The sequence below is a fragment of the Mesorhizobium sp. B2-4-17 genome (genome assembly GCF_006441275.1).
Classification (GTDB): domain Bacteria; phylum Pseudomonadota; class Alphaproteobacteria; order Rhizobiales; family Rhizobiaceae; genus Mesorhizobium.
This window is the reverse complement of the sequence record NZ_VFUX01000001.1, coordinates 59,558-79,996: the sequence shown is the minus strand read 5'-3', so window position 1 is coordinate 79,996 and position 20,439 is coordinate 59,558. Positions and strand designations below refer to the sequence as shown.

General features: G+C 60.6%; 21 protein-coding genes. 19 read left to right on the top strand and 2 right to left on the bottom strand.

Annotation, left to right across the window (positions count from 1 at the left end):
• Positions 1 to 27: 27 nt before the first annotated feature.
• On the bottom strand, positions 28 to 1,110 hold the full coding sequence (locus FJ548_RS00335; RefSeq protein WP_246678531.1) for an HlyD family secretion protein: 1,083 nt from the start codon (positions 1,108 to 1,110) through the stop codon (positions 28 to 30).
• Positions 1,111 to 1,339: 229 nt separating this feature from the next.
• On the opposite strand from FJ548_RS00335, the gene FJ548_RS00330 reads away from it, so the two are divergent.
• On the top strand, positions 1,340 to 2,014 hold the full coding sequence (locus FJ548_RS00330) for a TetR/AcrR family transcriptional regulator (protein WP_140776179.1): 675 nt from the start codon (positions 1,340 to 1,342) through the stop codon (positions 2,012 to 2,014).
• A 71-nt stretch (positions 2,015 to 2,085) separates the two neighbouring features.
• Here the strand turns inward: FJ548_RS00330 and FJ548_RS00325 are convergent, their stop codons facing one another.
• Positions 2,086 to 3,087: a hypothetical protein gene (locus FJ548_RS00325; RefSeq protein WP_140776177.1), complete on the bottom strand. Its 1,002-nt coding sequence runs from the start codon at positions 3,085 to 3,087 to the stop codon at positions 2,086 to 2,088.
• A gap of 309 nt (positions 3,088 to 3,396) precedes the next feature.
• Here FJ548_RS00325 and FJ548_RS00320 point away from each other — a divergent pair, with 309 nt between their 5' ends.
• The 18 genes from FJ548_RS00320 (at position 3,397) to FJ548_RS00235 (ending at position 20,374) form a co-directional block, all read left to right on the top strand.
• Complete coding sequence (locus FJ548_RS00320) at positions 3,397 to 3,627, top strand: DUF680 domain-containing protein (RefSeq protein ID WP_140776175.1); 231 nt, start codon at positions 3,397 to 3,399, stop codon at positions 3,625 to 3,627.
• A gap of 450 nt (positions 3,628 to 4,077) precedes the next feature.
• A complete protein-coding gene (locus tag FJ548_RS30210; protein ID WP_246678518.1) occupies positions 4,078 to 4,305 on the top strand; it encodes a DUF1127 domain-containing protein in 228 nt (75 codons plus the stop codon).
• Positions 4,306 to 4,457: 152 nt separating this feature from the next.
• Positions 4,458 to 4,712: a DUF680 domain-containing protein gene (locus tag FJ548_RS00310; RefSeq protein ID WP_140776173.1), complete on the top strand. Its 255-nt coding sequence runs from the start codon at positions 4,458 to 4,460 to the stop codon at positions 4,710 to 4,712.
• A 541-nt stretch (positions 4,713 to 5,253) separates the two neighbouring features.
• Positions 5,254 to 5,832 (top strand): transcriptional regulator, encoded by a 579-nt coding sequence (locus tag FJ548_RS00305; protein ID WP_140776171.1) that lies wholly within the window; start codon positions 5,254 to 5,256, stop codon positions 5,830 to 5,832.
• A gap of 101 nt (positions 5,833 to 5,933) precedes the next feature.
• Positions 5,934 to 7,667: a GMC family oxidoreductase gene (locus FJ548_RS00300; RefSeq protein ID WP_140776169.1), complete on the top strand. Its 1,734-nt coding sequence runs from the start codon at positions 5,934 to 5,936 to the stop codon at positions 7,665 to 7,667.
• 32 nt (positions 7,668 to 7,699) lie between these two features.
• The gene (locus FJ548_RS00295) at positions 7,700 to 8,068 is read left to right on the top strand and encodes a Rieske (2Fe-2S) protein (RefSeq protein ID WP_140776168.1); all 369 of its coding nucleotides are present in this window, start codon (positions 7,700 to 7,702) and stop codon (positions 8,066 to 8,068) included.
• A gap of 56 nt (positions 8,069 to 8,124) precedes the next feature.
• Positions 8,125 to 8,883 carry a sulfite exporter TauE/SafE family protein gene (locus FJ548_RS00290; protein WP_210242628.1) on the top strand — a complete coding sequence of 253 codons (759 nt, stop codon included), beginning with the start codon at positions 8,125 to 8,127 and terminating at the stop codon, positions 8,881 to 8,883.
• Positions 8,884 to 9,225: 342 nt separating this feature from the next.
• A complete protein-coding gene (locus FJ548_RS00285; protein WP_140776164.1) occupies positions 9,226 to 9,849 on the top strand; it encodes a hypothetical protein in 624 nt (207 codons plus the stop codon).
• A gap of 46 nt (positions 9,850 to 9,895) precedes the next feature.
• The gene (locus tag FJ548_RS00280) at positions 9,896 to 10,525 is read left to right on the top strand and encodes a hypothetical protein (protein ID WP_140776162.1); all 630 of its coding nucleotides are present in this window, start codon (positions 9,896 to 9,898) and stop codon (positions 10,523 to 10,525) included.
• A 68-nt stretch (positions 10,526 to 10,593) separates the two neighbouring features.
• Positions 10,594 to 11,967 (top strand): peroxidase, encoded by a 1,374-nt coding sequence (locus FJ548_RS00275; RefSeq protein WP_140776160.1) that lies wholly within the window; start codon positions 10,594 to 10,596, stop codon positions 11,965 to 11,967.
• A 35-nt stretch (positions 11,968 to 12,002) separates the two neighbouring features.
• A complete protein-coding gene (locus tag FJ548_RS00270; protein WP_140776158.1) occupies positions 12,003 to 13,373 on the top strand; it encodes an NAD-dependent succinate-semialdehyde dehydrogenase in 1,371 nt (456 codons plus the stop codon).
• Between the two features lie 68 nt (positions 13,374 to 13,441).
• On the top strand, positions 13,442 to 13,906 hold the full coding sequence (locus FJ548_RS00265) for a hypothetical protein (RefSeq protein ID WP_246678517.1): 465 nt from the start codon (positions 13,442 to 13,444) through the stop codon (positions 13,904 to 13,906).
• 83 nt (positions 13,907 to 13,989) lie between these two features.
• Positions 13,990 to 14,940: an NAD(P)H-binding protein gene (locus tag FJ548_RS00260; RefSeq protein WP_140608604.1), complete on the top strand. Its 951-nt coding sequence runs from the start codon at positions 13,990 to 13,992 to the stop codon at positions 14,938 to 14,940.
• Positions 14,941 to 14,973: 33 nt separating this feature from the next.
• Positions 14,974 to 16,479: a DUF4331 family protein gene (locus tag FJ548_RS00255; protein ID WP_140776156.1), complete on the top strand. Its 1,506-nt coding sequence runs from the start codon at positions 14,974 to 14,976 to the stop codon at positions 16,477 to 16,479.
• On the top strand, positions 16,476 to 17,117 hold the full coding sequence (locus FJ548_RS00250; protein WP_348640838.1) for a HupE/UreJ family protein: 642 nt from the start codon (positions 16,476 to 16,478) through the stop codon (positions 17,115 to 17,117). The genes FJ548_RS00255 and FJ548_RS00250 overlap by 4 nt, the downstream gene beginning before the upstream one ends.
• Positions 17,114 to 18,202: a hypothetical protein gene (locus tag FJ548_RS00245; RefSeq protein WP_140776154.1), complete on the top strand. Its 1,089-nt coding sequence runs from the start codon at positions 17,114 to 17,116 to the stop codon at positions 18,200 to 18,202. The genes FJ548_RS00250 and FJ548_RS00245 overlap by 4 nt, the downstream gene beginning before the upstream one ends.
• 19 nt (positions 18,203 to 18,221) lie before the next feature.
• Positions 18,222 to 18,587: an EthD family reductase gene (locus FJ548_RS00240; RefSeq protein ID WP_140776152.1), complete on the top strand. Its 366-nt coding sequence runs from the start codon at positions 18,222 to 18,224 to the stop codon at positions 18,585 to 18,587.
• A gap of 266 nt (positions 18,588 to 18,853) precedes the next feature.
• The gene (locus FJ548_RS00235) at positions 18,854 to 20,374 is read left to right on the top strand and encodes a mechanosensitive ion channel family protein (protein ID WP_140776150.1); all 1,521 of its coding nucleotides are present in this window, start codon (positions 18,854 to 18,856) and stop codon (positions 20,372 to 20,374) included.
• Positions 20,375 to 20,439: the final 65 nt, after the last annotated feature.

The following is a 20,439-nucleotide window of genomic DNA, read 5'->3' as shown; positions in this document are numbered from 1 at the left end:
GCCCTCCTACGGGCCGGTCGAGAAGCATCAGTTGAAACGTCCGGAGGCCGAGGCGATCTCGGTCGTGGACGACTTGGTGTCGATGGTCGGGTAGACCGACATGCCCGGGCGCAATTCCACTAAGAGCCCAGGGTCCAGGACGATCTTGACGGGAATGCGCTGCACTACCTTGGTGAAGTTGCCGGTGGCGTTGTCCGGTGGCAGGAGAGCAAACTCCTGGCCGCTCGCCGGCGCTAGGCTGTCGATATGACCGCTCAATACCTGCCCTGGGAAGCTGTCGACCTCAATCTCGACAGGCTGCCCCGCCTTCACATTGGCGAGCTGTGTTTCCTTGTAGTTTGCGATGATATAGGCCCCGTCGGTCGGCACAACGGCCATAAGCTGCGTGCCGGCCTGCACGAACTGACCGACGCGCAAGGTGCGGTTGCCTATCATGCCGCCGATGGGCGCGGTGATTTCAGTGTATGAGAGATTGAGTTCGGCCTGATCCTTGGCCGCCTTGGCACTGGCGAGCGCGGCTCTGACCTGGCCAAGCTCGGCCTTGAGGACATCGAGTTCCTTGGTCGCATTGGCGAGCACAGCCGTATCGCGGCTCACCGCGGCACGGGCGGCGGCGATCTGGGACGCGGCCTGCTGCGCGTTCTGGATGCTGCCGAAGCCCTTCTTGGCCAGTTCGGCATGGCGTTGGTCTTCCTGCTCGGCGAATGTCTCGTTTGCCTGATCGACCGTGATTGTCGCCCGCGCCGCCTCGATTTGCGACTGCTGGGCGGCGACGGCCGCCTGCTTGCTGGCGATGTTGGCTTCGGCCGCCTCGACCTGGGCTTTGGCCTGTTCGAGGCTCACCTGGAAATCACGGTCGTCAATGCGCGCCAGCACCTGTCCGGCCTTTACCGCATCGTTGTCACCGACCAACACCGCCGCTATATATCCCGAAACCTTGGGCGCAATGGTCGTACTGTCGGCCTTCACATAGGCATCATCGGTAGAGACCAGGAAGCGGCCGACAGTCCAGTACTGCCAGCCCCAATGCGCACCGCCTGCGAGAGCGGCAACGGCCACCCCGGCAAAGAGCAGCCGACGCAGCAGCCGCTTTGGTTGCCCGCCACGCATGCCGGCAACCGCCTCGCGGACATCTGCGTCGCGGGGCATTTCTATTCCTGGCGCCGCTTCACCGGCTGGCAGGGATTTCTCCATGGTAAAGTCCCTCTGGTGCCGGCTCATGGTCTGTTCCTTTCTGTTGCCGCCTTGCGCGGAAATCGGGCTTGCGCTATTTAGGAAAACTTATATTTTCTTATATGAGCCTGATCGTGAAGCTTGTCAATGAATTTGGAAAACAATCATGGTCCATAATACCAAAGTCTCAAGGCGCGGCCGCCCGCAGTTGCGATCAGACGAAGAGACCCGCCAGTTCGTCGTCACGGCGGCACGCCAGGAGTTCAATGCCAGCGGCTATGCCCGAGCGAGCATGAGCCGCATAGCCGAGCGAGCGGGGGTTTCGACCAAGACCATGTATCGTCTGATACCGACCAAGGCGGAGTTGTTCCGATCGGTCATCTCCGACCGGATCTCGCGCTTCATGCTGGAACTGGACGAAGCGCATCTGGAGACGCTCCCGATCGAGGAAGCGCTCGAGCAGATACTTATCGCCTACGCCACCTTGACGCTCGACGGGGACACGGTGTCCACCTTGCGGCTTGTCTTTGCCGAACGCGATCATTTTCCCGAGATTGCCGCTGCTTTCGCCGAACTCGCCGTCGGCCGCACGATCCACACCATGGAAAGCTGGCTCACTCGGCAGCGCGACAGCGGCGAAATCGAAATCGATGATCCGTCGACGGCCGTCGGCATGCTCAGGGGCATGATGATCATGGAGCCGCAGCGAGCGCTGATGCTGGGCCAGCGCCAGCCGCCTGATCAGCGTGAGATCGTTGAACGGGCGCACTATTGTGCCCGCCTGTTCCTCGATGGGTGCAGGTCACGAAAGGGCCGGCGCGCTGTGGGCTCGCTGGCGTGAACCGCCTGTGCTACCGCTGAAGATGGAAACGTGCTGCTCATGAAGGCGAACTCCTTCTCGAACCGACGCCTTTAGCTTCGAGCGGCAGCGCGGCCGATGCTTTTTGCAAGGGCTCTCAGTTCAGGCGCGGGAAGGCACTGTGAACGGAATGCCTCTATCTCAATGCCTTGCCGGTCAAGGAAGGCCATGAACGCCTGGGAAGTCCTTGATTGGACGCGGTTTGTGAGTTTGGACCTTCCGCCTTCGAGCGCCGTCACGCTCACTTCCCATCGTATGTGGATGGACGTGGGTCCTTGCGACGTAAACAGGTCGGAATGCGATTCCAGCACCAGATTGTCTTTGCTGGCGTTTGTCTCGACGTAGTACTGCATTATCAGGCTGCCCCCGATGAGTTCGACCTGGACCGACATAGGCTTGCCGTCGAGAGCAGCCATCGATCCGGACGCAAGGGCAGGCGTCGAACGTCCGTGGGGCTCGACAGGCCCATGAAACCATTGGGCGAGGTCGATCTTGTCAATGGAGGCCTCAACGATTGTCGTTCCCGTCATCTCCACGGTTTCACCGTCGCTCGAGAGCGCCTTTTTCGCAGCCAGTCGGCCGAGCGATGCTATCGACAGCCCTGGGTTCTTCCCCGGCTCTTTGGCTGATGGCTCCGATCGGCTTGAGTGTTCCGGTCCCAGCCTCGAGAACAGCCGGCACCCGGAAAGTCCGACAGAGGAATCGGTTATCGCGGTTGATGTCGAAATTGCGGTCATGACGTACTCCTGTGGCTTGATGCCGATCCGATGCGCCAAAGGATCGGCCAGCAGCGGCGGTAAATCCATTGCACGAAGGTGTCCGCGATGCCTTCGTATCGGTTCGGTCGGGCCGAACGGCTCCATCGGTTCGAACGGGGCCAGCTTGCGCCTGAAGGGATTTTGAATGGCGATTGATGGACCTTCCAGGGCAACAGCACCGCGATGAGGCTGATGCCAGATCGGCTGAGTTGCCAGCCGGCTCCCAAAACGCGCCGGAGCGGCCTTCGCGGGCGGTGATGCCGGATGGGTCGACACCCGATTGCTGCGGCTGGCCATCCCACCATCGTATCGCTCATGGCGAACCGAGCAGTTCGATTCGACACTGCGGATTGTTTGTGTGCGAACAATGAGCGACAGAGCGCGGTTCGGAAACGTAATCCGCTGTAAGCGTCTAAGTGCTTGAGGATAAATATAAAAATAACCTGTCCGGCAATCTTCCGCCCCGCTTAGACCTTAGGTGCAACACCTTTGTATGATGGAAGCGGCCGTGGCGCATGGCCATCTCCTGGCGGTCCGAGCGACGGTAAACTTCCTCCCATGTTGCGTTGCTTGACGGACAGATCACTAAATCCAGGAGTATTTTAAATGAACAAGATCGCTTTTACCGCCGCCGCATTTCTTCTTGCGACCGGCACCGCGTTTGCTGGCAGCGACCACTATGGGTCGGAGAATGTGAACTGGCAGCCGGCACCGGTTTCCAGCAATATCGACCGTAGCCTCACCGGGTCTATCCACAGCTCGGTCAAGCACAACCATGTCAACTCCGCGACTGGTATCTTCCAGGACGAACCGGGCCAGGGGATCTGGGGCCGCTAACGCGGCCCTATCCTTCACAAACCCGATATCAGGAGAATGGAGTGACCAGGCTGGCGCTTGTCGCCGCCGCGGTACTTGCCACATCCGGCTCGGCCTTTGCCGGCAGCGACCACTACTCACAGCTGACGGCGACCACCTGGACGGGTTAGGCAAATTGTCTACCGCGCCCATTCACAGGCCAGGGGCAACCAGGCACGTCATCGTCGATCCGAGGACGACGGCTATACCATCGAATAGCCGGTCCCCGGCCCGACTTCGGCCAGCTGATCTGGAACGATTGACCACGAAGGCTTTGCGACGTGGTCGGCCCTTTTTCCTGCGTCTGCTTTGGCGTCGGGCGCATGCCAGTCGGAAACGATCCAAAAGTATTGCCGATACCATCGTGCAATGGGCTGCCGGCAACAGCGGCACAACATTGATCGCCACAAGTAATAGAATGAGGAAACGACAGTGGTCACCACCGACAAGGCCTACCGGATAGCCGAGGATAACGAGTATGACGCTTCGCCAGGCGGATCGCTTTTCGACGCCGCGTCCATTCTGGCGTTACTGAAGCGGCAATCCGAGAGACGGCGCTCGCGAATGGCGCTGCTCGAAATCGGCGTCGACCAGCTGAAGGACATCGGCCTTTCACGATCGGACGCCGTCCGCGAGGCGCGCCGACGGTTCTGGGACTGACGCGAGCCCTCGGTCATCGACCTGGCGTGGATGGCGAAACGACAACGCGATCAAGGCTTACCAGCAAGCTTTGTTGCCGGTCCGAGTGACGCGATTTCCTCCTAGGGCGCGCCACTTGACGGACAGAGACACTGAAATCAGGAGTACTTGAAATGACCAGGATTGTTCTTGGCGCCGCCGCCATGCTTGTTGCCACTGCCACTGCCACTGCGTTCGCCGGTAGCGATCACTACGGTTCGGAGGATGTCTACAAGTCGCCAGCGCACCTCTCTGCAAATATCGACAACAACTTTACTGCTTCGATCCGGAAACATGCCACACACAGGCAGGCAGGCCTAAAAACGAATACTATACCTGCCACGAGCCAGTCCTGGCCGGAAGTCGGGCCCGAAATCTGGGGCAGATGATTTGCGAAGCCCTGGAATGTCAAAGCGGCGGGATTCAAGCGACCGGGACTTGCTCGCCGACACATGATTAAAATCGAACTCCGGTCGTTGGATCCGCCATTGGTCTTTGTTCACTGAACGGTGGCTCCCGAAATTCGCCGCTCCAGCTTTCGTCGCGTTAAAAGCAATCGGTAAATTCCCATAGCCGGATGGAGAATTTGCTCGGGGTAGCTCGACAGAACAAGCCTTCACGGGTTTAGCCGCTCAGATCGGCAAGTTTGAGGCCAATATGAGGCCGTCGGCAACAACCGATCGGGCGGCGTGGGGACAATCCCGCGCGCGGAGAAATATCTCCGGCAGCCAATCCGCTGAGGAGATCAGAAATCAAAACGATTTCGCCGGAAATGTCGTGGACTAGCAATGCGACCTGCATTTGAGCTCAGGCGGGCTAATTCGCTCGCTCATTTGTCGATACCTACGTGCAATTGCTCGCGCTCCCTCAAACGATCAGATTACGCCACGAACATCTTTGTCTCAAACCTGGTTCCAAAACGAGATCACCATGCGCGCATCAGGATCAGCACCGGACTTCGGATATTCGCGCTGGCCCCAAGCGCCGGCGGTGTCTGAATTCCATCGCGAGCAGGGGCTTCATGATGGACGCGTCGTTCAAACTCCGGACGTGGAGGGGCCACTCTTGACGAACGGAGCCGAGCCGGTTCGCACCGCGCCAACCGAAGTTTCATTCGGGCCATTTCGTCTGCTTCCGGCACAGTTTCTTCTGCTGGAGGGCGACAGACCAGCGCCGTTGGGAAGCCGCGCGCTGGAAATCCTGATTGCCTTGCTCGAACGTCCTGGCGAATTGATTAGCAAGCAAGAATTGATGGCGCGCGTTTGGCCCGATGTCTTTGTGGGGCCTGCCAATTTGACGGTCCATATTTCCGCATTGCGCAGGACGCTGCGTGACGGACGAGACGGAAACCGCTTCATCATCAACATCCCCGGGCGTGGCTACAAGTTCGTAGCCTCGGTCGCCGAGGCGCATCACCGAAGAACGCCGCTTGCGATTGTAAGTCGAACGGCGCCGAAGCTTGGAGGGCGCCTGGAAACCGCCACGTTTTCAGACCGCGGCCCCACGTAGCGCAGCCGCGGTTTATTCCAGCCGCCCGACCCGATCGGGCCCTCCTCGGGACTTGAGTGCTAGATCATTGGGTCCACCAACAAGCCGGAAGGAAAGTGTTCATGGCCACCTTCGACTATGATGTGGTGATCATCGGCTCCGGGTTCGGTGGAAGCGTTGCCGCGTTCCGCGCCGCCGAGAAGGGCTACCGTGTGGGCGTTATGGAGGCCGGCCGGCGCTGGAAAGACGAAGACATTGCGAAGACCAACTGGGATCTGAAGGACTATCTGTGGTTCCCCGCGGCAGAGTTATACGGGATCCAGAGAATGGAATATCTGGACGACGTACTCCTCCTCTGTGGGTCGGGCGTCGGCGGCGGCTCGCATGTCTATGGCAACACCCTCTATGTCCCTCCGAAAAAGTTCTTCGATGCGCCAGGATGGGCAGGTATCACCGACTGGGCCGACGAACTGGCGCCCTGTTACGACCAGGCAAGGCGGATGCTCGGCGTCGTTCGCTATCCGTACATGCCGACCGACGTTGATCGCTACATGCAGCAGGTCGCGACCGAGATGGGGAGAGGGGAAACCTTCAACAAGGCACCGGTGGGGGTGTACTTCGGTCGGCCGGGCGTCGAGGAGGATGATCCGTATTTCGGCGGTGTCGGACCTCGGCGCACCGGATGCATTTCATGCGGCAACTGCCAAGTCGGTTGTGGCCACAACGCCAAGAACAAGGTGACGACCAACTATCTCTATCTGGCGGAAAAGCTCGGCGCGGAGATCCATGAGCTGCACGAAGTTTACGACCTCTCCCCGCTCGATGGTGGCGGGCTCGAGGTGCATGCGCGCCATCCCGGTTGGGCCCAGCGCGCGGCGCATCTGCACCACCACACATACACCGCCGAGCAGGTGATCGTCGCTGCCCACGCGTATGGCTCGTCGAAGCTCCTTCATCACATGCAGCATGAAGGCCGCTTGAGGGGTCTATCGAGTGAGCTGGGCAAACGGGCACGGACGAATTCCGAACAGCTCCTCGAGATCACCCGGCCTTACGGACAATGGAAGCGCGATCCGGAAAAGATTCACATCACGCCGGGATCGGTCGCAATCACTTGCGGCGTCTGGCCAGATCCGGTGACGAGCATCGAGCCCGTCTACTACGGGGCCGGAAGCTCGCTATTCGCGCTCCTTTTCACCCACCATCAGCATGGCGAGCAGAAACATCCGACGCTGTCGTGGCTCAAGGAGTTGGTCGAACACCCGGCCCAGGTGCTTGGCGTCGCGGATCCGCGTCACTGGCCCGAGCGGGCGGCCATCATGCTGTGCATGCAGACGACCGATACGTCGATCGACCTGTACTGGCATGACGGCCTGTTGCGGAGCCGGCGCGGCTCCGGGGCGCCGCCCTCGGTGCACATTCCGGTCGTCGAGGAGTTCGCCGACCGACTGGCAAAGAAAATGGACAGCGGCCAGGGGGCGCTGGTCACCGAGGTCATCAACCGCACGGCCACAGCCCATTTCACTGGCGGGATTCCGCTTGGCGACAGCAGTACGACTGGCGCTGTCGATCCCTATCAGCGCGTGTTCGGGCAGCCCGGGCTTCACGTCATGGACGGGAGCGTGATGCCAGCCAATCCCGGTGTGAACCCGTCGCTGACGATCACAGCCCTTGCCGAGCGCGCAATGTCGCTCTGGCCGAACAAGGGAGATCCGGACACAAGGCCTCCGCTGGGGGCCGGCTATATACGCCTCGACCCGATCATGCCGTACCGGCCCTTCGTGCCCGCCGGGGCTCCAGGCGAGTTGCGCCTCGACGCCAAGAAGTCCGACATCATCCCCGAGTATCCTTATTGAACCCGAGTGCCCTTATTGTGAAGGAGAAGGCGATGACGATGCTCGCTGCTGATATTCTGCTTTCGATCGCGCCGGGCGTCGCGATCCCCAACAACCTAGTCGTCCCTTATTATTCGGACGACCACAAGCTGCGAATTTCTCTCGTGCGGATTGACGATAGCCTTTACGCGTTCGACGACCTGTGCACGTGCGCTCCGCAGGCATGCCCGCTGTCCGGCGGGCAACTCACCGGGAAGACCGTCATGTGCCAATGCCACGGCTCCCGGTTCGACATTCCGACCGGAGCGGTGATCGACGGCCCGGCGATCAGGCCGCTCAACGTCTACGAAGCGCGGGAGGTCGGAGGCGACATTCAAATCCGCATGGGCGCGTCAACGATTGCATGGGATTCTCGTCGGTAGCCGGCAAAGTAACGACGCGCCCCATGGAACTTGAATATTTCTTTGGAGGCGGACGCTTGGAATTGACGGCTGCCACGGTTCTTGTCGCCTCTGTCGGGGTGTTTCTGATCAGTTTCATGAGAGGTGCCTTCGGCGGCGGCTTCGCCATCATTGGCATTCCGCTGCTGTCGATCGTGATGGACCCGGTGACAGCCGGTGGCCTCCTCGCGCCGCTGTTCATCGCGATGGACCTGTTCGCGTTGCGCTATTGGAAGCCCTCGACCTGGTCGAAGCAGGACCTTGTGCTGCTGTTACCGGGACTCGTGATCGGGATAGCGCTGGGCTATCTGCTGTTTCGTGTCCTGGACCACCGCGCCATAGCGATCCTGATGGCGGCCATCACCCTGCTCTTTGTCGGTCTATGGTTTGTCGGAGGCGCGACTGTGAGTATCCGTCCGCGTTCGTCGGCAAAGGCAGTTGCCGCCGGTCTGGCATCGGGCATCACCACCATGGTGGCGCATTCGGGCGGACCTCCGCTTGCGATGTATCTATTGCCGCTTGGCCTCGGCAAGGAAGTCTACGCAGGGACGACGAGCCTGTTCTTCACTGTCGGCAACGCGACCAAAGCGATGCCGTGGCTGCTGCTGGTGAAACCGGAAGGCAACGTCTGGATATTGATGGCGGCTTGCCTGCCTGCCATCCCCGCCGGCGTCTGGCTTGGTTGGCGGATGCACGGAAGGCTGGACCAACATCAGCTTTACAGGGCCTGCTACGGATTGCTGGTCGTGACGGCGTTGAAATTGTTGTGGGACGGCGTTTCCGGCTATCTCGCGTGAATTTGGCCTGCGCTGGCGCAAATGCCGACATGTGATCCCGGCAGTCTCCACGGCGAGCCAATTGGGTGTCGATGAGACCAGCAACCCGTTGGCTGCCTGGCGGCAGCTGGGCCTGCGGCTCCCCGTGACCATTTCCAATAGGGCCGGAGCACTTTCATCAGCGGCGCGCCACGTCAGCGCAGGCTCTGATCCGGGATCCCTCAAGACGAAGCGTATCTGATCCGACGCACCCCGATCAAGCGTAACCTTAGCAAGAATTTGGCGCGATTTGCATGGCTTTACTGGTCCCTGCGGCACTTTCGGGGCCAATTAGAGGCCAAGGCTGACAACCGGGAGATTCAAATGGCCACCGCCACCGCGCTTAAACCAGAACAGGACTCGACGGTCGAGAAGAAGATCCAGCAGTTCCGGGAACTGTTCGCTGATGCACCGGAGATCGGCAAGAAGGCACTGGAGAACGCAGTTCAAGTGCTGAAGTCCCAAGCTTCGGATCCGCCGCCGCCGATAGAAAGCGCCGGTCGTGTCGGCGCGCGCCTCGGCAAGGTCTCTGAGTTGACGATCATCGTCCCGCTCGCACAAGGTGGCGCGCAGCGTTTGCGCGCGTTCCTGAGGCTATTGGGTGGCAACCTCTCGCAAGGCGCCGACAAGGTAGGCACGCTTCACACCATGCGCTTCGTGTTCTTCGATAACGACACGAGACTGCTTTTCGCCACGGCCTACGATGGCGATTGGGACACCTATATCGACGACTTCGTGGCGAAAATTCCCGACTATCTCGACATCATCGACTCCGCTTGGGATGGCTGGCCCGGCATTCGCAGCCCGGGAGCGAAGGACTACCTCGTCAAGCACCAGATCACGGCGGAGGGCTGGTATGTCGCCTATCCGGATCTGACGGTAGCCGAGATTCAGCGGCTCCAGCGCATCGGCAAGGCTGTGGACGAATTCCTGGACAAGATCGGCTAGGCGACCGCGAGGGGACGAACCACCGAAACGCAAAGAGAGAAGTACAATGGCAGCGCAAGCACAGGCACGCACGATGTCGGAACACGAGACGGTCGCTGACTTGATCGACAAGGTACGCGGGCTTTACGCCGACGCGCCGGAGGTGGGCCGCATCGGACTTGAAAAGATGGTCGCCGAACTCAGCACTGCGGCCGCTGATGGGCAGCAGAGAGCCGCGAGCGCAGGGCGTACCGGGCTGCGTCAGGGCAAAGTGTCCGAACTCACGTCGATTGTCACCTTTGCACCGGGAGGCGCCAAGCGGCTCCGGGCTCTGCTCAAAGTCTTGGGCGGCAATTTCCAGGGCGCGGACAAGGTGGGTACCTTGCACGACATGCGCTTCGTATTCCTCGATAACGACACGAGGCTGCTGTTTGCCACAACGTATGACGGCGACTGGGACGCCTATATCGACGACTTCTCTACCAAGATTCCCGACGCGCTCGACGTCCTATTCAGCAATATGGTGGGATACCCGCCAAAGGGGATGCATGATCCCGCAATCAAGGACTGGATCGCTGGCAATCAGATTACTGCTGACGCCTGGTATGTCGCTTCGTCGAACCTCACCGTCCCGGAGGCAAGAAGGCTCGAAAAGCTCGGCAAGGCCGTCGACGAATTCCTCGATGAAATCGGATAGCCGCAGCCGCGAACTCGCTTGGGAGTCCGTGCGGGACGCAACTCCTCAGGCTCATAAGGGATAAGTCCATGTTGTCCATCAAGGACTCCGTCGGCGAGAACCCGCCGGCGCACGTTCCAACGCTCGATCTGCATGAGATCCAGGCAACTGTGCTCAGGCAGAGGCCGGCGCCATATTTCGGCATGCACATTCTGTTGCGGGTCGATGATGCGGCGGCGGGCCGGGCCTTTCTTCGGCGGCTGACACCTTACGTCGACTCTGCCGCCGGCTGGCGGATCGCCGCAAATGCCTGGCTCGGGGTTGGGATCACTTATGCGGGCCTGGAAGCACTGGGTCTCCCCCAAGACTCCCTGCAGAGCTTTCCCGAAACATTCCGTGTTGGGATGGCGGCCCGCGCCAAGGAACTTGGCGATGTGGATCTGAACGATCCGAAACACTGGGATGCGCCGTACGGCAACGCTCAGGTCCACATCGGGATCAGTGCATTCAGCGATACCGAGGAGATGCGCCAGCGCGCGCTTGCTGTCGCACGCGATCAGTACGAGGGTTTCTCGGGCGTCAGCGTCGTGGTGATGCAGGATTTCGGCGCCCAACCGGATGACCGCAATTCGCTGGGTTATAAGGACGGCATCGACCAGCCGCCGGTCGAGGGCAGCGGCGTCGATCCGCTACCGGGCCAGGGCCGCCCGATCAAGGCGGGGGAGTTCATCCTGGGATACCCCGGCGAGACCGGCGTCCCGTTGCCGATGCCGCAACCCGATATCCTTGGTCGCAATGGAACCTATGTCGGCTATCGCAAGTATCATTCGCTCGTCGCCTCGTTCAATCGCTTCCTGCGGGAGCACGGTAGCACTGAGGAAGAGCGGGAATTGCTGGCCGCCAAGCTGGTCGGCCGCTGGCGCAGCGGCGCGCCGCTGGCACTGGCGCCTGACAAGGACAATCCAGCGCTCGGCGCCGATCCACAACGCAACAACGATTTCGACTATGCGAGCGATTCCCGGGGCCAGCAGATACCCTTTAGCTCCCACATCCGGCGCATGAATCCGAGGGACACGCAGCTTCAGCGGCTGACTGACGTCAACATCCATCGCCTGATCCGGCGCGGCACGACCTACGGACGGCCCTACGACCCGAACCAACTGTCCGACGAAGACGATCACGTGCCGCGCGGCGCCATCTTCCTGTTCATGAGCGCCAAGGCGATGGACACGATCGAATTCCTGCAAAAGGAGTGGATCAACGACGGCGATTTCATCGGCGCGAACAACGAGCGCGATCCAATCGTCGGGCTCCAACCGGAAGACGCGACCTTCACGATCCCGAAGGCGCCCGTCCGCCGGCGCGTCCACGGCATCCAAACGTTCAACGTGCTCAAGGGCGGCGAGTATTTCTTCATGCCGAGCATGTCCGCGTTGAAGTGGATCGGGAATCAGGGTGGCTGAGAACGGCAACCCAAAGGAAGCAGAGGTAGCCTTCCATGCTGTATCAAACGATTAATCCCTACACCGAGCATCTGGTTCAAACGTTCCCGCTGCACACTGATGGCGAAATCGAAACGATTATCGCCAAAGCGGAGACGGTATACGCGACCGACTGGAGCCGGAGATCGCTTGCGGCTCGCAAAGCCGTCGTCAAGAAGGCGGCCTCGATTCTGCGCGACGACGTCGAGAGATACGCCAAACTCAGCACTCTCGAGATGGGCAAGTTGTTCCGAGAAGCGCGGTCCGAGGTCGGGCTGTGTGCAGACATCCTCGACTACTTTGCGGATAACGCGGATGCGTTCCTTGCTCCGGAGAAACTCCAGGTCAGAAACGGGGAGGCCTTTATCGAGAACGCGCCGTTGGGCGTGCTTTTCTGCATCGAGCCCTGGAACTACCCTTACTATCAGCTGGTTCGCGTAGCGGCGCCGAACCTGATGCTCGGCAACACCATCATCTGCAAGCATGCTCCGAATGTGCCGAAATGCGCGCTGGCGTTCGAGAAGCTTTTTCTCGACGCCGGCGCTCCGGAAGGAACCTGGACAAATGTGTTTGCGACCAACGAGCAAGCGGCACAGATCATCGCAGATGGACGGATCAGGGGCGTTGCGCTGACCGGCAGTGAAAGGGCGGGGTCGGCAGTCGCTTCCGAAGCAGGCCAGGCATTGAAGAAGAGCACGATGGAACTCGGCGGCAGCGACCCATTCATCGTCCTTGATGATGCCGACCTCGACACGGCCGTGGAATTGGCCGTGTTCGGTCGAATGAAAAACGCCGGTCAAACCTGCATCGCGGCAAAGCGCTTCATCGTTCCGGAAAGCATGGCCGACGCGTTCCTTGACGGATTCAAGGCCGGGTTTGAGAAACTGCAGGCTGGTGATCCCATGGACCCTGAAACCTCGCTGGCGCCCCTTTGTACGGACGGAGCGCTCAACAACGTCCTGAACCAGATCGACACTGCAGTTATAAGGGGCGCCAAGGTGTTGCTGGGCGGAAAGAAGCTCGATCAGCGCGGGTTCTTCCTCGCCCCTACTATCCTCGTCGACGTAAAGCCGGACAATCCCGCCTATCGACAGGAGTTCTTCGCCCCGGTCGCCATGGTCTTTCGCGTCAAGAGTGACGAAGAGGCCGTGCAACTGGCCAATGATTCACCCTTCGGCCTCGGTGCGACGGTGATTGCCAAAGACATCGAACGCGCAAAACGTGTTGCGCGCCAGATCGAGTCCGGAATGGTTTTCATCAACGAGGTGACCGGCACCGCAGCTGACCTCCCGTTCGGGGGCGTGAAGAACTCCGGGTATGGCCGCGAGCTGTCGCATCTGGGCATCGGCGAATTTGTGAACAAAAAGCTGATCCGCGTTGCGGCTTGAAGGGACGGTAAGATGTCCAACCATGTTGTTGTCTCCTGACGCGGCTTTTTAAGACGGGTGATGCCGGCTTGACCCGCCAACATCACCAAGAAGCAACCGTGGGGTCGTTACCCATCGAAGGATCATCCGCCATGCATGCAATTCGAAAACTTCGGGAGTCAGGCCACGCCACCGTGGCTGACTACGAGGCAATTCTCGCTGCAAATGTTGTTTTTCACAGCCCAGTATTAATTCGGACCATCGAGGGTCGTGCGGTCGTTGCCAAGATCTTCGCGACCTCGACTATACTACGAGAAGGTGCCTATACGGGCGAGTGGAAGCTGGACGACCGAAGAACCCTGCTGAGGTGGAAGGGAAAAATTCAGGGTCACGAGCTGGAAAGCTTCGATATTATCGAAGAAAACGATGAGGGGCTCATCGTCGATCGCGCAATAGCTTTTCGTCCAATGCCGGCAGCGAAACTGTTTCGGGATGCCATGCGGGCTGCCATGGGAAGCTCTATTCCAGACGATTTCTGGGAATATTCGAACTAGAGCTTCGGCGGATCGCAAGTGACTCGACCCAGGCGCGGAGCTCCCACCAATTCGTCTTTTGAATGTATCCAAAGGCCAGCGACATGACGACCAAACATAGACATAACAACCCGATTCTCGTGACCGGAGCAGCCGGCGCTGTGGGTGGCATCGGGCGCAACCTCACGGGATTTCTGCTCGCGAGGGGGTACAAGGTGCGCGCCATGGTTCGGCGTGAGGACGAGCGCGCCGAGGCCTTACGACGAATCGGCGCGGAGGTCGTTGTGGGCGACCTGACGGACCTTGCCTCGATGCATCGCGCCATCCAAGGCTGCCGGCGCATCTATTTTGGAATGTCTACCTCGGCGGCCTACCTGGAAGCCACACTCAACACCGCCGCGGTGGCGCGCCATTACGGCGTCGAGGTGTTCGTGAACATGTCGCAGATGACGGTCTCCCAGATGAGCATTAGCGAGACTACCGACAGTCCGCAGCACAAGCTGCACTGGCTGTCGGAGCAGGCTCTGTCGTGGTCGGGACTGCCGGTTGTCACCATGCGGCCGACAGTCTTTCTTGAGGGCTTCTTTCTTCAACTCGCCGCCGCCGGTGTGCGGGCCTCCGATGCGTTGGCTCTGCCGTTCGGCAGCGGCAAGACCTCTCCGATCTCCGCGGTGGACGTGGCGCGCGCGGTGGCGGTGATCCTCGACGATCCCACCCCGCATATCGGGCAGATCTACGATTTGACCGGGCCGGAATCGGCCGATCTGGACCACTACGCGCGTCTCTTCTCCGAGGCGCTCGGCCGGCCGATCCGATATCACGACGTCCCACTCCCAGGGTGGAGCGAAAACCTTCGTCAGATGCGGTTTCCTGAATTCGTCATCAGGCATCTCTCAGCCATGACTGAGCTGACCAAGCAGGGGCGTTACGACCGCATGACGGACACCCTGCGCAAACTCACCGGCGAAGCACCCACGAGCATGCGCGACTTCGTCAATCTCCATGCCGCTGAGTTCAAGCAGCATGAACCGGCGCATCCGCTGGAGTCGGCTTGAAGTCGTGGCGACCGAGCCGATGAATGGAGGTTGATGATGTCAGATCATGTTGACGGTCCGCGCTCGATCGGCGATCCCCCAGCCGACGTCACCGACCTCTTCGCCTTCATCAGTCCGGAGAACCCGGTGCGCACCGTGCTTGCGATGTGCGTTTTCCCTTCCGCCGGCGAAAGTGCGATCTTCTCGAACGTCATCGATCACGCGATTGCCGTTCGCCGCGTGACCGTTGCCGGCGTTGGCGAGGCGGCGAAGTTTCAACCTGCGCACAAGGAAATTCGCTTCAGCTTCAGGTTCGAGGTGCTGGAGCGCGATGCCGCGGGAAATGTCGTCCAGCGCGGCACGTGCACTTTGCCGGACGGTCGCGAGCTGTCGCTCATTGTGAACGACGAAAAGGGCGCATCGACTCCGGAAGGCGATGTGCGCGTGTTCGCCGGGCTGCGCTCCGACCCCTTTTATCTCGCGGTAATCGCCTCCGATCTCAGGAAGGTTCCAAATCTGCTCCAGCACGACAACGTGCTCTGCGCGGTCGTGGAGTTCGACACACATCGCCTACTCAATCCCGCTGCCGGCTCATTGTTCGGGGCGATCGCCGAGACTGTCCCCGCCCGCTCGCCGGCAGGCAACGTCTCACATCCGGTTGCCCGCATCGATTGGGTCGGAAAGCCAGAGCAGACGAATATTCGCCTCACCAATCCCGGGTTGCGGGGCGCGGAGGACATCCGCGACCTGTGGAATCAGCAGAAGCCATTCGAGATTTCGAAAGAGCTGCAACCGCTTTTCCTTCAGCGCCTGAAGGACAGCTTCGCCGACTGGGACATGCGTGACGGCAAAGCCGATTGGACGCCGGAAGCGCTCTCCGCCAACGCCAACATCTTCCTCGACGATTTTCTGCTGTTCGATGTGGCCAAGCCTATCACTGACGAAAGCCATCTCGAAATCGAGAAGAGCACGCTTTACGGCCGACCTTATCAGACCGGCGGCGGCCGCACGATCGATGCGAACGTGATCGACATCCTGCTCACCTGGCTCGTCAACCGCGATCGGAAGTTTCTCCAGGGTGGGGCGACCCAAGCGACGAAGCCCGGCATGAAGGTGTTTCCGTATTTCGCGATGCCCAACACAGACCTGCAAAGCGTCGAGGATTGCGTCGAGCTTGCGGCGGCCGCCGACGCGGTGTGGTCGGTCATCGGACAGTTCAACCTCGACTGGCATCCGTTGGTCGCCCAGGTTCGCCTGACCGGCGCCGGTACTGGTCAGCTCCGAAGGATCGAGGCGCGCGATGGCGGGGAAGTCGTCGAACGGCTTGAGGAAGTCGACAATGCGAAACGGCTCTATCGCTACACCTTGGTGGCCGGGATTCCCGCTTGCCACTACATCGGCACGATAAAGGTCACGCCGAGGGGCGACGGTTGCGTTGCCGAATGGAGCGTGCAGTACCAGGCCGACAATCAACCCGACATCGTCGTGAGAGCCAGGGTGGCGACGCTGCTCAAAACTGGTCTGGGAAGCCTGAAATCCCGCTTTGGAGGTGCGACATGACCCCAATCGTTGAACAGAACCGAACCGGAGGCCGAACGGCAATGAACCGCGCTATACTGGGGGAATGCGCCGCTGTCATCGTTTTCGTGCCCGTCGCTGCGTCGGCTCATCCCGGCATTGTTGGCCTCACGCACGGCTTTGCGTCCGGCTGGACACATCCGTTCAGCGGGATGGACCATATTCTGGCAATGATCGCGGTCGGTTTGTTCGCCGCTCATTTGGGAGGCCGGGCGCGGTGGTTGGTGCCTTTGACGTTTGTTTCCGTCTTGGCGCTAGCGGGCGTCGCTGGCATGGCCGGCGTCAAACTACCGTTCGCGGAAATCGGCATCGCCATGTCGGTTATCGTGCTGGGTCTGGCCGTCGCGTTTCAGCTTAGCGTGCCGACGCTGGTTGCCACATTCCTTGTTGGATTTTTCGCAATCTTCCATGGTCACGCTCATGGCACAGAAATGCCGGAAAGCATGTCGGGGCTGACCTACGGGCTCGGCTTCGTTTGCGCCACCGTGCTGCTTCATGCGACCGGCGTTGGTTTGGGTATCGCGATTGGCAGGACCGGTCCGGCCACGGGCCGTCAACTGGCACAGGTCACCGGCGCCGCCATTTCGTTCGCGGGCATCGCTCTCCTGATTTTGCCATGAGCGCGGCGGCTTCATCGACAGCGTCCTGGCCGCAGGCCACCGACGGGGAAATTGCGGCCATCAACCTGGAAAGTGCGCGCCGCCATGCATGGATGCGCTTCCGGCAAGACCCGACGCTTCCAGATATTGCCGAAGCCATCGTGGATATGGAGAGGCTGAGGATCCAGTTCGCTGGGGACGTGGAAGCGCTCGACCGCCTGGAAGCACTCGCCGCGCGACTTTCAGATGCGGAAGAATCCTTTCGGGCGGCACTCGTTCAGGCCGAGGTAGCCTCGACAGGGCATCGCTTCGCGGACGCAACGATGCACTTGGCGCGCGCCACCGTGCTGGGCGCGCCGCGCGAGGCAGCAGACCGCCAGGCGTTGGCGATCGACCAGGCCCGTGGCATGGAGCTTGACCGCGTGCTTGACGCCCGGCGCCGCATTGCAAGAGCAGGCGCGCGACTGGAGGATCTCGTGCCTCTCGGTGCCGTGCTTGCCGATCTGGAGCGCTTTACCGAAGCGGAGGCGGTGTATCGGCAAGCATTTGATGCATATGCCGGCACGTCGCCTTTCCCGCCGGCCTGGGTCTGCTTTCAGCTTGGCATGTTGTGGGGTGAACTCAATCCGGTACCGGACCTCAATCTGGCCGCGCGCTGGTATCGGCGCGCCATCGCTTACGTGCCGGTCTATGTGAGGGCCCGCGTGCATCTTGCGGAAATACATGCCAATCAAGGCCGGACCGACGACGCCGAGGCGCTACTCCTGCCAGTGCTATCGAGCAGCGATCCGGAGGTGCGGTGGCGTCTTGCCGACGTTTTGATCGCGCAAGAGAGATTCGAGGAGGCCGAGGCACAGCTCGAGGCCGCACGATTTGGCTTCGAAAAGCTTCTTGAGACACATTTGCTCGCATTCGCGGACCATGCCGCGGAGTTCTACGCCAGCAGCGGAAACAACCTGAAGCGGGCGCTCGAACTCGCGCGCGCCAATATCGCGAACCGGCCGACACGCCATGCGCTCCAGCAGGCGCATGCCATCGTGTCAAAAGCCGAAGTCACAACCGCGGCGACCCAGGCGAAAGCCTCCCACGTGCAAGTGCCCGAATGACAACCCGCGGAGAGAAGCGATGATCAAAGTCAGTGTCATGTATCCCGCCAGCCTCGGGACGCGGTTCGATCACGACTACTATCGTGACAAACACCTGCCGCTCATCAAGAGCAGGATGGGGCCGGCCTTGAAATATTACGCGATCGACAGGAAGCTGGCGGACTGGACGGCAGAAATCCCGGCTGCGTATGTCGCAATGTGTCACCTGCTCTGCGATTCAGTGCAGGCGTACCAGTCCTCGTATGGCCCGCACGCCCAGGAGATCTCGGGCGACATCCGCAATTTCACCGATCGGACGCCGATCGTACAAATCAGTGAAGTCGTGGTCGAGAACTCGGCCAGAGGCGAGACCGAAGCGCTACGACATTCTGCCCGCTCACCATGACTGCGGGTCAAGAAAATCCGCGACGATACGCGCGAGCTCACCAATACGGTTCACGCGCCGGATGCGAACAAACGGGATCCCCGGCTGCAAGCCATGAATGACCTTTTGAAAGACGTCTTGGTACGCGACCTGCCTATGATCGCCGCCGATCTGAGCGACTTTTCGTTCACCTAGAGTCTCTGCCGGCGTTCAACTGCCGCCAGATGACCGGCAGCGGTGGTCGCACCTTCTCAGGCAACAGTAGCCGCGCACGGAGTCCGGAGCCAATGCCGAGTTATGGTGACATCACCCAGGTGGTCGCCGACCCTATCGTGAGGACGGGAGCGCTTGCCGTCATCGGTGCCGTCACCACACGGGTGATGCTTCGCAATCGCCCCCGGTTCCACCTCATCGGCCAATTGGCCTTGTTGGCTGTTCTCACCATCCTTCTGATGTCCCACGGCATCGTACCGTACGCGCCGGGGCCGCCGGGCGCGTCCAGCTTCCAGCGTTTTTTCCTCGGGCTCGCCAAGATCACATGGTGGACCAGCGCTGCATGGGCGCTGATCAGCGTCGTCCGTGTTTTTCTGATTTTCGAGGGGCGAGCCCGCGAGGGCCGATTCCTGCAGGATCTCATTGTTGGCGTGATCTACATCGGCGCCGTGCTGTCCATCGTGACGTATGTTTTCAATGCGCCGGTCGGTACGTTGATTGCCACGTCCGGCATCGTGGCGCTGATCCTTGGGCTTGCCCTGCAAAGCACCTTGAGCGACGTGTTTTCCGGGATCGCGCTTAGTCTTGACAGGCCCTATGGGGTCGGTGACTGGCTCGCCCTCGGCGATGCGGTCGAAGGCAAGGTTGTCGAGACAAACTGGAGAGCAACGCATCTGCTGACCAGCGCAAATGATCTCGTCATCGTTCCCAATAGCGATCTCGCCAAAGCGAGGCTCACCAATCTCAGCAGTCCCGAGCCCAGCCACGGCATGACGCTTAGCGTACGCTTCCGACCGTCGACCGCGCCATCGGCCATGGTCGAGGTGATGCGTTCAGTCCTGCTGAGCAGCAATTCAATCCTGACGCTTCCCGAACCCAGCATCCACGTGACAGCTCTCGATGCGAATGCGGTCGAGTTGGAGGTGACGTCCAGAGTTGCCGACGTGTCGGCCGTGGGCACGGCGAGAACAGAAGTATTCGATCTGATCTACCGCCATGCCAAGGCTGCAGGACTGGTTCTTGCCCAGCCCGCGAATGGCGGTGTTACAGCCGCCGCGTCGGCCACGGGCGCGGTGCCAGCCGGTTTGCGTACCACGCAGTTGCGATTGCTGGATGTGGTTCCGCTGTTTGCCCACCTGACCGAGGAAGAGAAGGAGACCCTCGCTTCGACCATGACGCGTCGCACCTTTCGCAAGGGCGACGTGCTGATCGAACAGAAAAACGTGTCGCAGTCGCTGATGATCATGCGCAGCGGTGTCGCAATTGTCACACGACGGAGCGACGACCCGGCGGGCGAAACGACCGAACTCACGAGGCTAGCGCCGGGCGACTTCTTCGGAGAGGGTGGTCTGCTGACTGGTGCGGGCGAGTTCGGGTCCATCACCGCGCTCACCGCCGTCGTCGTGTACGAAATTACCCAGGAGGGGCTGGCGCCGCTGATACGGGACCGACCGGCCATCGCCGACGAGCTCGGCGCCCTTCTGTCGAAGAAAACGGCTGTCGAGCTGTCCAAATTCGATCAACGCCATGGCGGCGCGGCCCTGAAATCCGTTCCGCATCTGACCGCCAGGATCAGACATTTGTTCAACCTCTGAACGTGTCTTGTGCTCAGTTTTCACCATTGAGGGGGCGCTTTCGCGCCGTCTCCAAACCGGGGCTC

Excerpts from the sequence above, each read along its gene's own strand:
- FJ548_RS00335 (WP_246678531.1), bottom strand. The coding sequence starts at position 1,110 with ATGCGTGGCGGGCAACCAAAGCGGCTGCTGCGTCGGCTGCTCTTTGCC.
- FJ548_RS00330 (WP_140776179.1), top strand. The coding sequence starts at position 1,340 with ATGGTCCATAATACCAAAGTCTCAAGGCGCGGCCGCCCGCAGTTGCGA.
- FJ548_RS00325 (WP_140776177.1), bottom strand. The coding sequence starts at position 3,087 with ATGGCCAGCCGCAGCAATCGGGTGTCGACCCATCCGGCATCACCGCCC.
- FJ548_RS00320 (WP_140776175.1), top strand. The coding sequence starts at position 3,397 with ATGAACAAGATCGCTTTTACCGCCGCCGCATTTCTTCTTGCGACCGGC.
- FJ548_RS00310 (WP_140776173.1), top strand. The coding sequence starts at position 4,458 with ATGACCAGGATTGTTCTTGGCGCCGCCGCCATGCTTGTTGCCACTGCC.
- FJ548_RS00305 (WP_140776171.1), top strand. The coding sequence starts at position 5,254 with ATGCGCGCATCAGGATCAGCACCGGACTTCGGATATTCGCGCTGGCCC.
- FJ548_RS00300 (WP_140776169.1), top strand. The coding sequence starts at position 5,934 with ATGGCCACCTTCGACTATGATGTGGTGATCATCGGCTCCGGGTTCGGT.
- FJ548_RS00295 (WP_140776168.1), top strand. The coding sequence starts at position 7,700 with ATGACGATGCTCGCTGCTGATATTCTGCTTTCGATCGCGCCGGGCGTC.
- FJ548_RS00285 (WP_140776164.1), top strand. The coding sequence starts at position 9,226 with ATGGCCACCGCCACCGCGCTTAAACCAGAACAGGACTCGACGGTCGAG.
- FJ548_RS00280 (WP_140776162.1), top strand. The coding sequence starts at position 9,896 with ATGGCAGCGCAAGCACAGGCACGCACGATGTCGGAACACGAGACGGTC.
- FJ548_RS00275 (WP_140776160.1), top strand. The coding sequence starts at position 10,594 with ATGTTGTCCATCAAGGACTCCGTCGGCGAGAACCCGCCGGCGCACGTT.
- FJ548_RS00270 (WP_140776158.1), top strand. The coding sequence starts at position 12,003 with ATGCTGTATCAAACGATTAATCCCTACACCGAGCATCTGGTTCAAACG.
- FJ548_RS00260 (WP_140608604.1), top strand. The coding sequence starts at position 13,990 with ATGACGACCAAACATAGACATAACAACCCGATTCTCGTGACCGGAGCA.
- FJ548_RS00255 (WP_140776156.1), top strand. The coding sequence starts at position 14,974 with ATGATGTCAGATCATGTTGACGGTCCGCGCTCGATCGGCGATCCCCCA.
- FJ548_RS00250 (WP_348640838.1), top strand. The coding sequence starts at position 16,476 with ATGACCCCAATCGTTGAACAGAACCGAACCGGAGGCCGAACGGCAATG.
- FJ548_RS00245 (WP_140776154.1), top strand. The coding sequence starts at position 17,114 with ATGAGCGCGGCGGCTTCATCGACAGCGTCCTGGCCGCAGGCCACCGAC.
- FJ548_RS00240 (WP_140776152.1), top strand. The coding sequence starts at position 18,222 with ATGATCAAAGTCAGTGTCATGTATCCCGCCAGCCTCGGGACGCGGTTC.
- FJ548_RS00235 (WP_140776150.1), top strand. The coding sequence starts at position 18,854 with ATGCCGAGTTATGGTGACATCACCCAGGTGGTCGCCGACCCTATCGTG.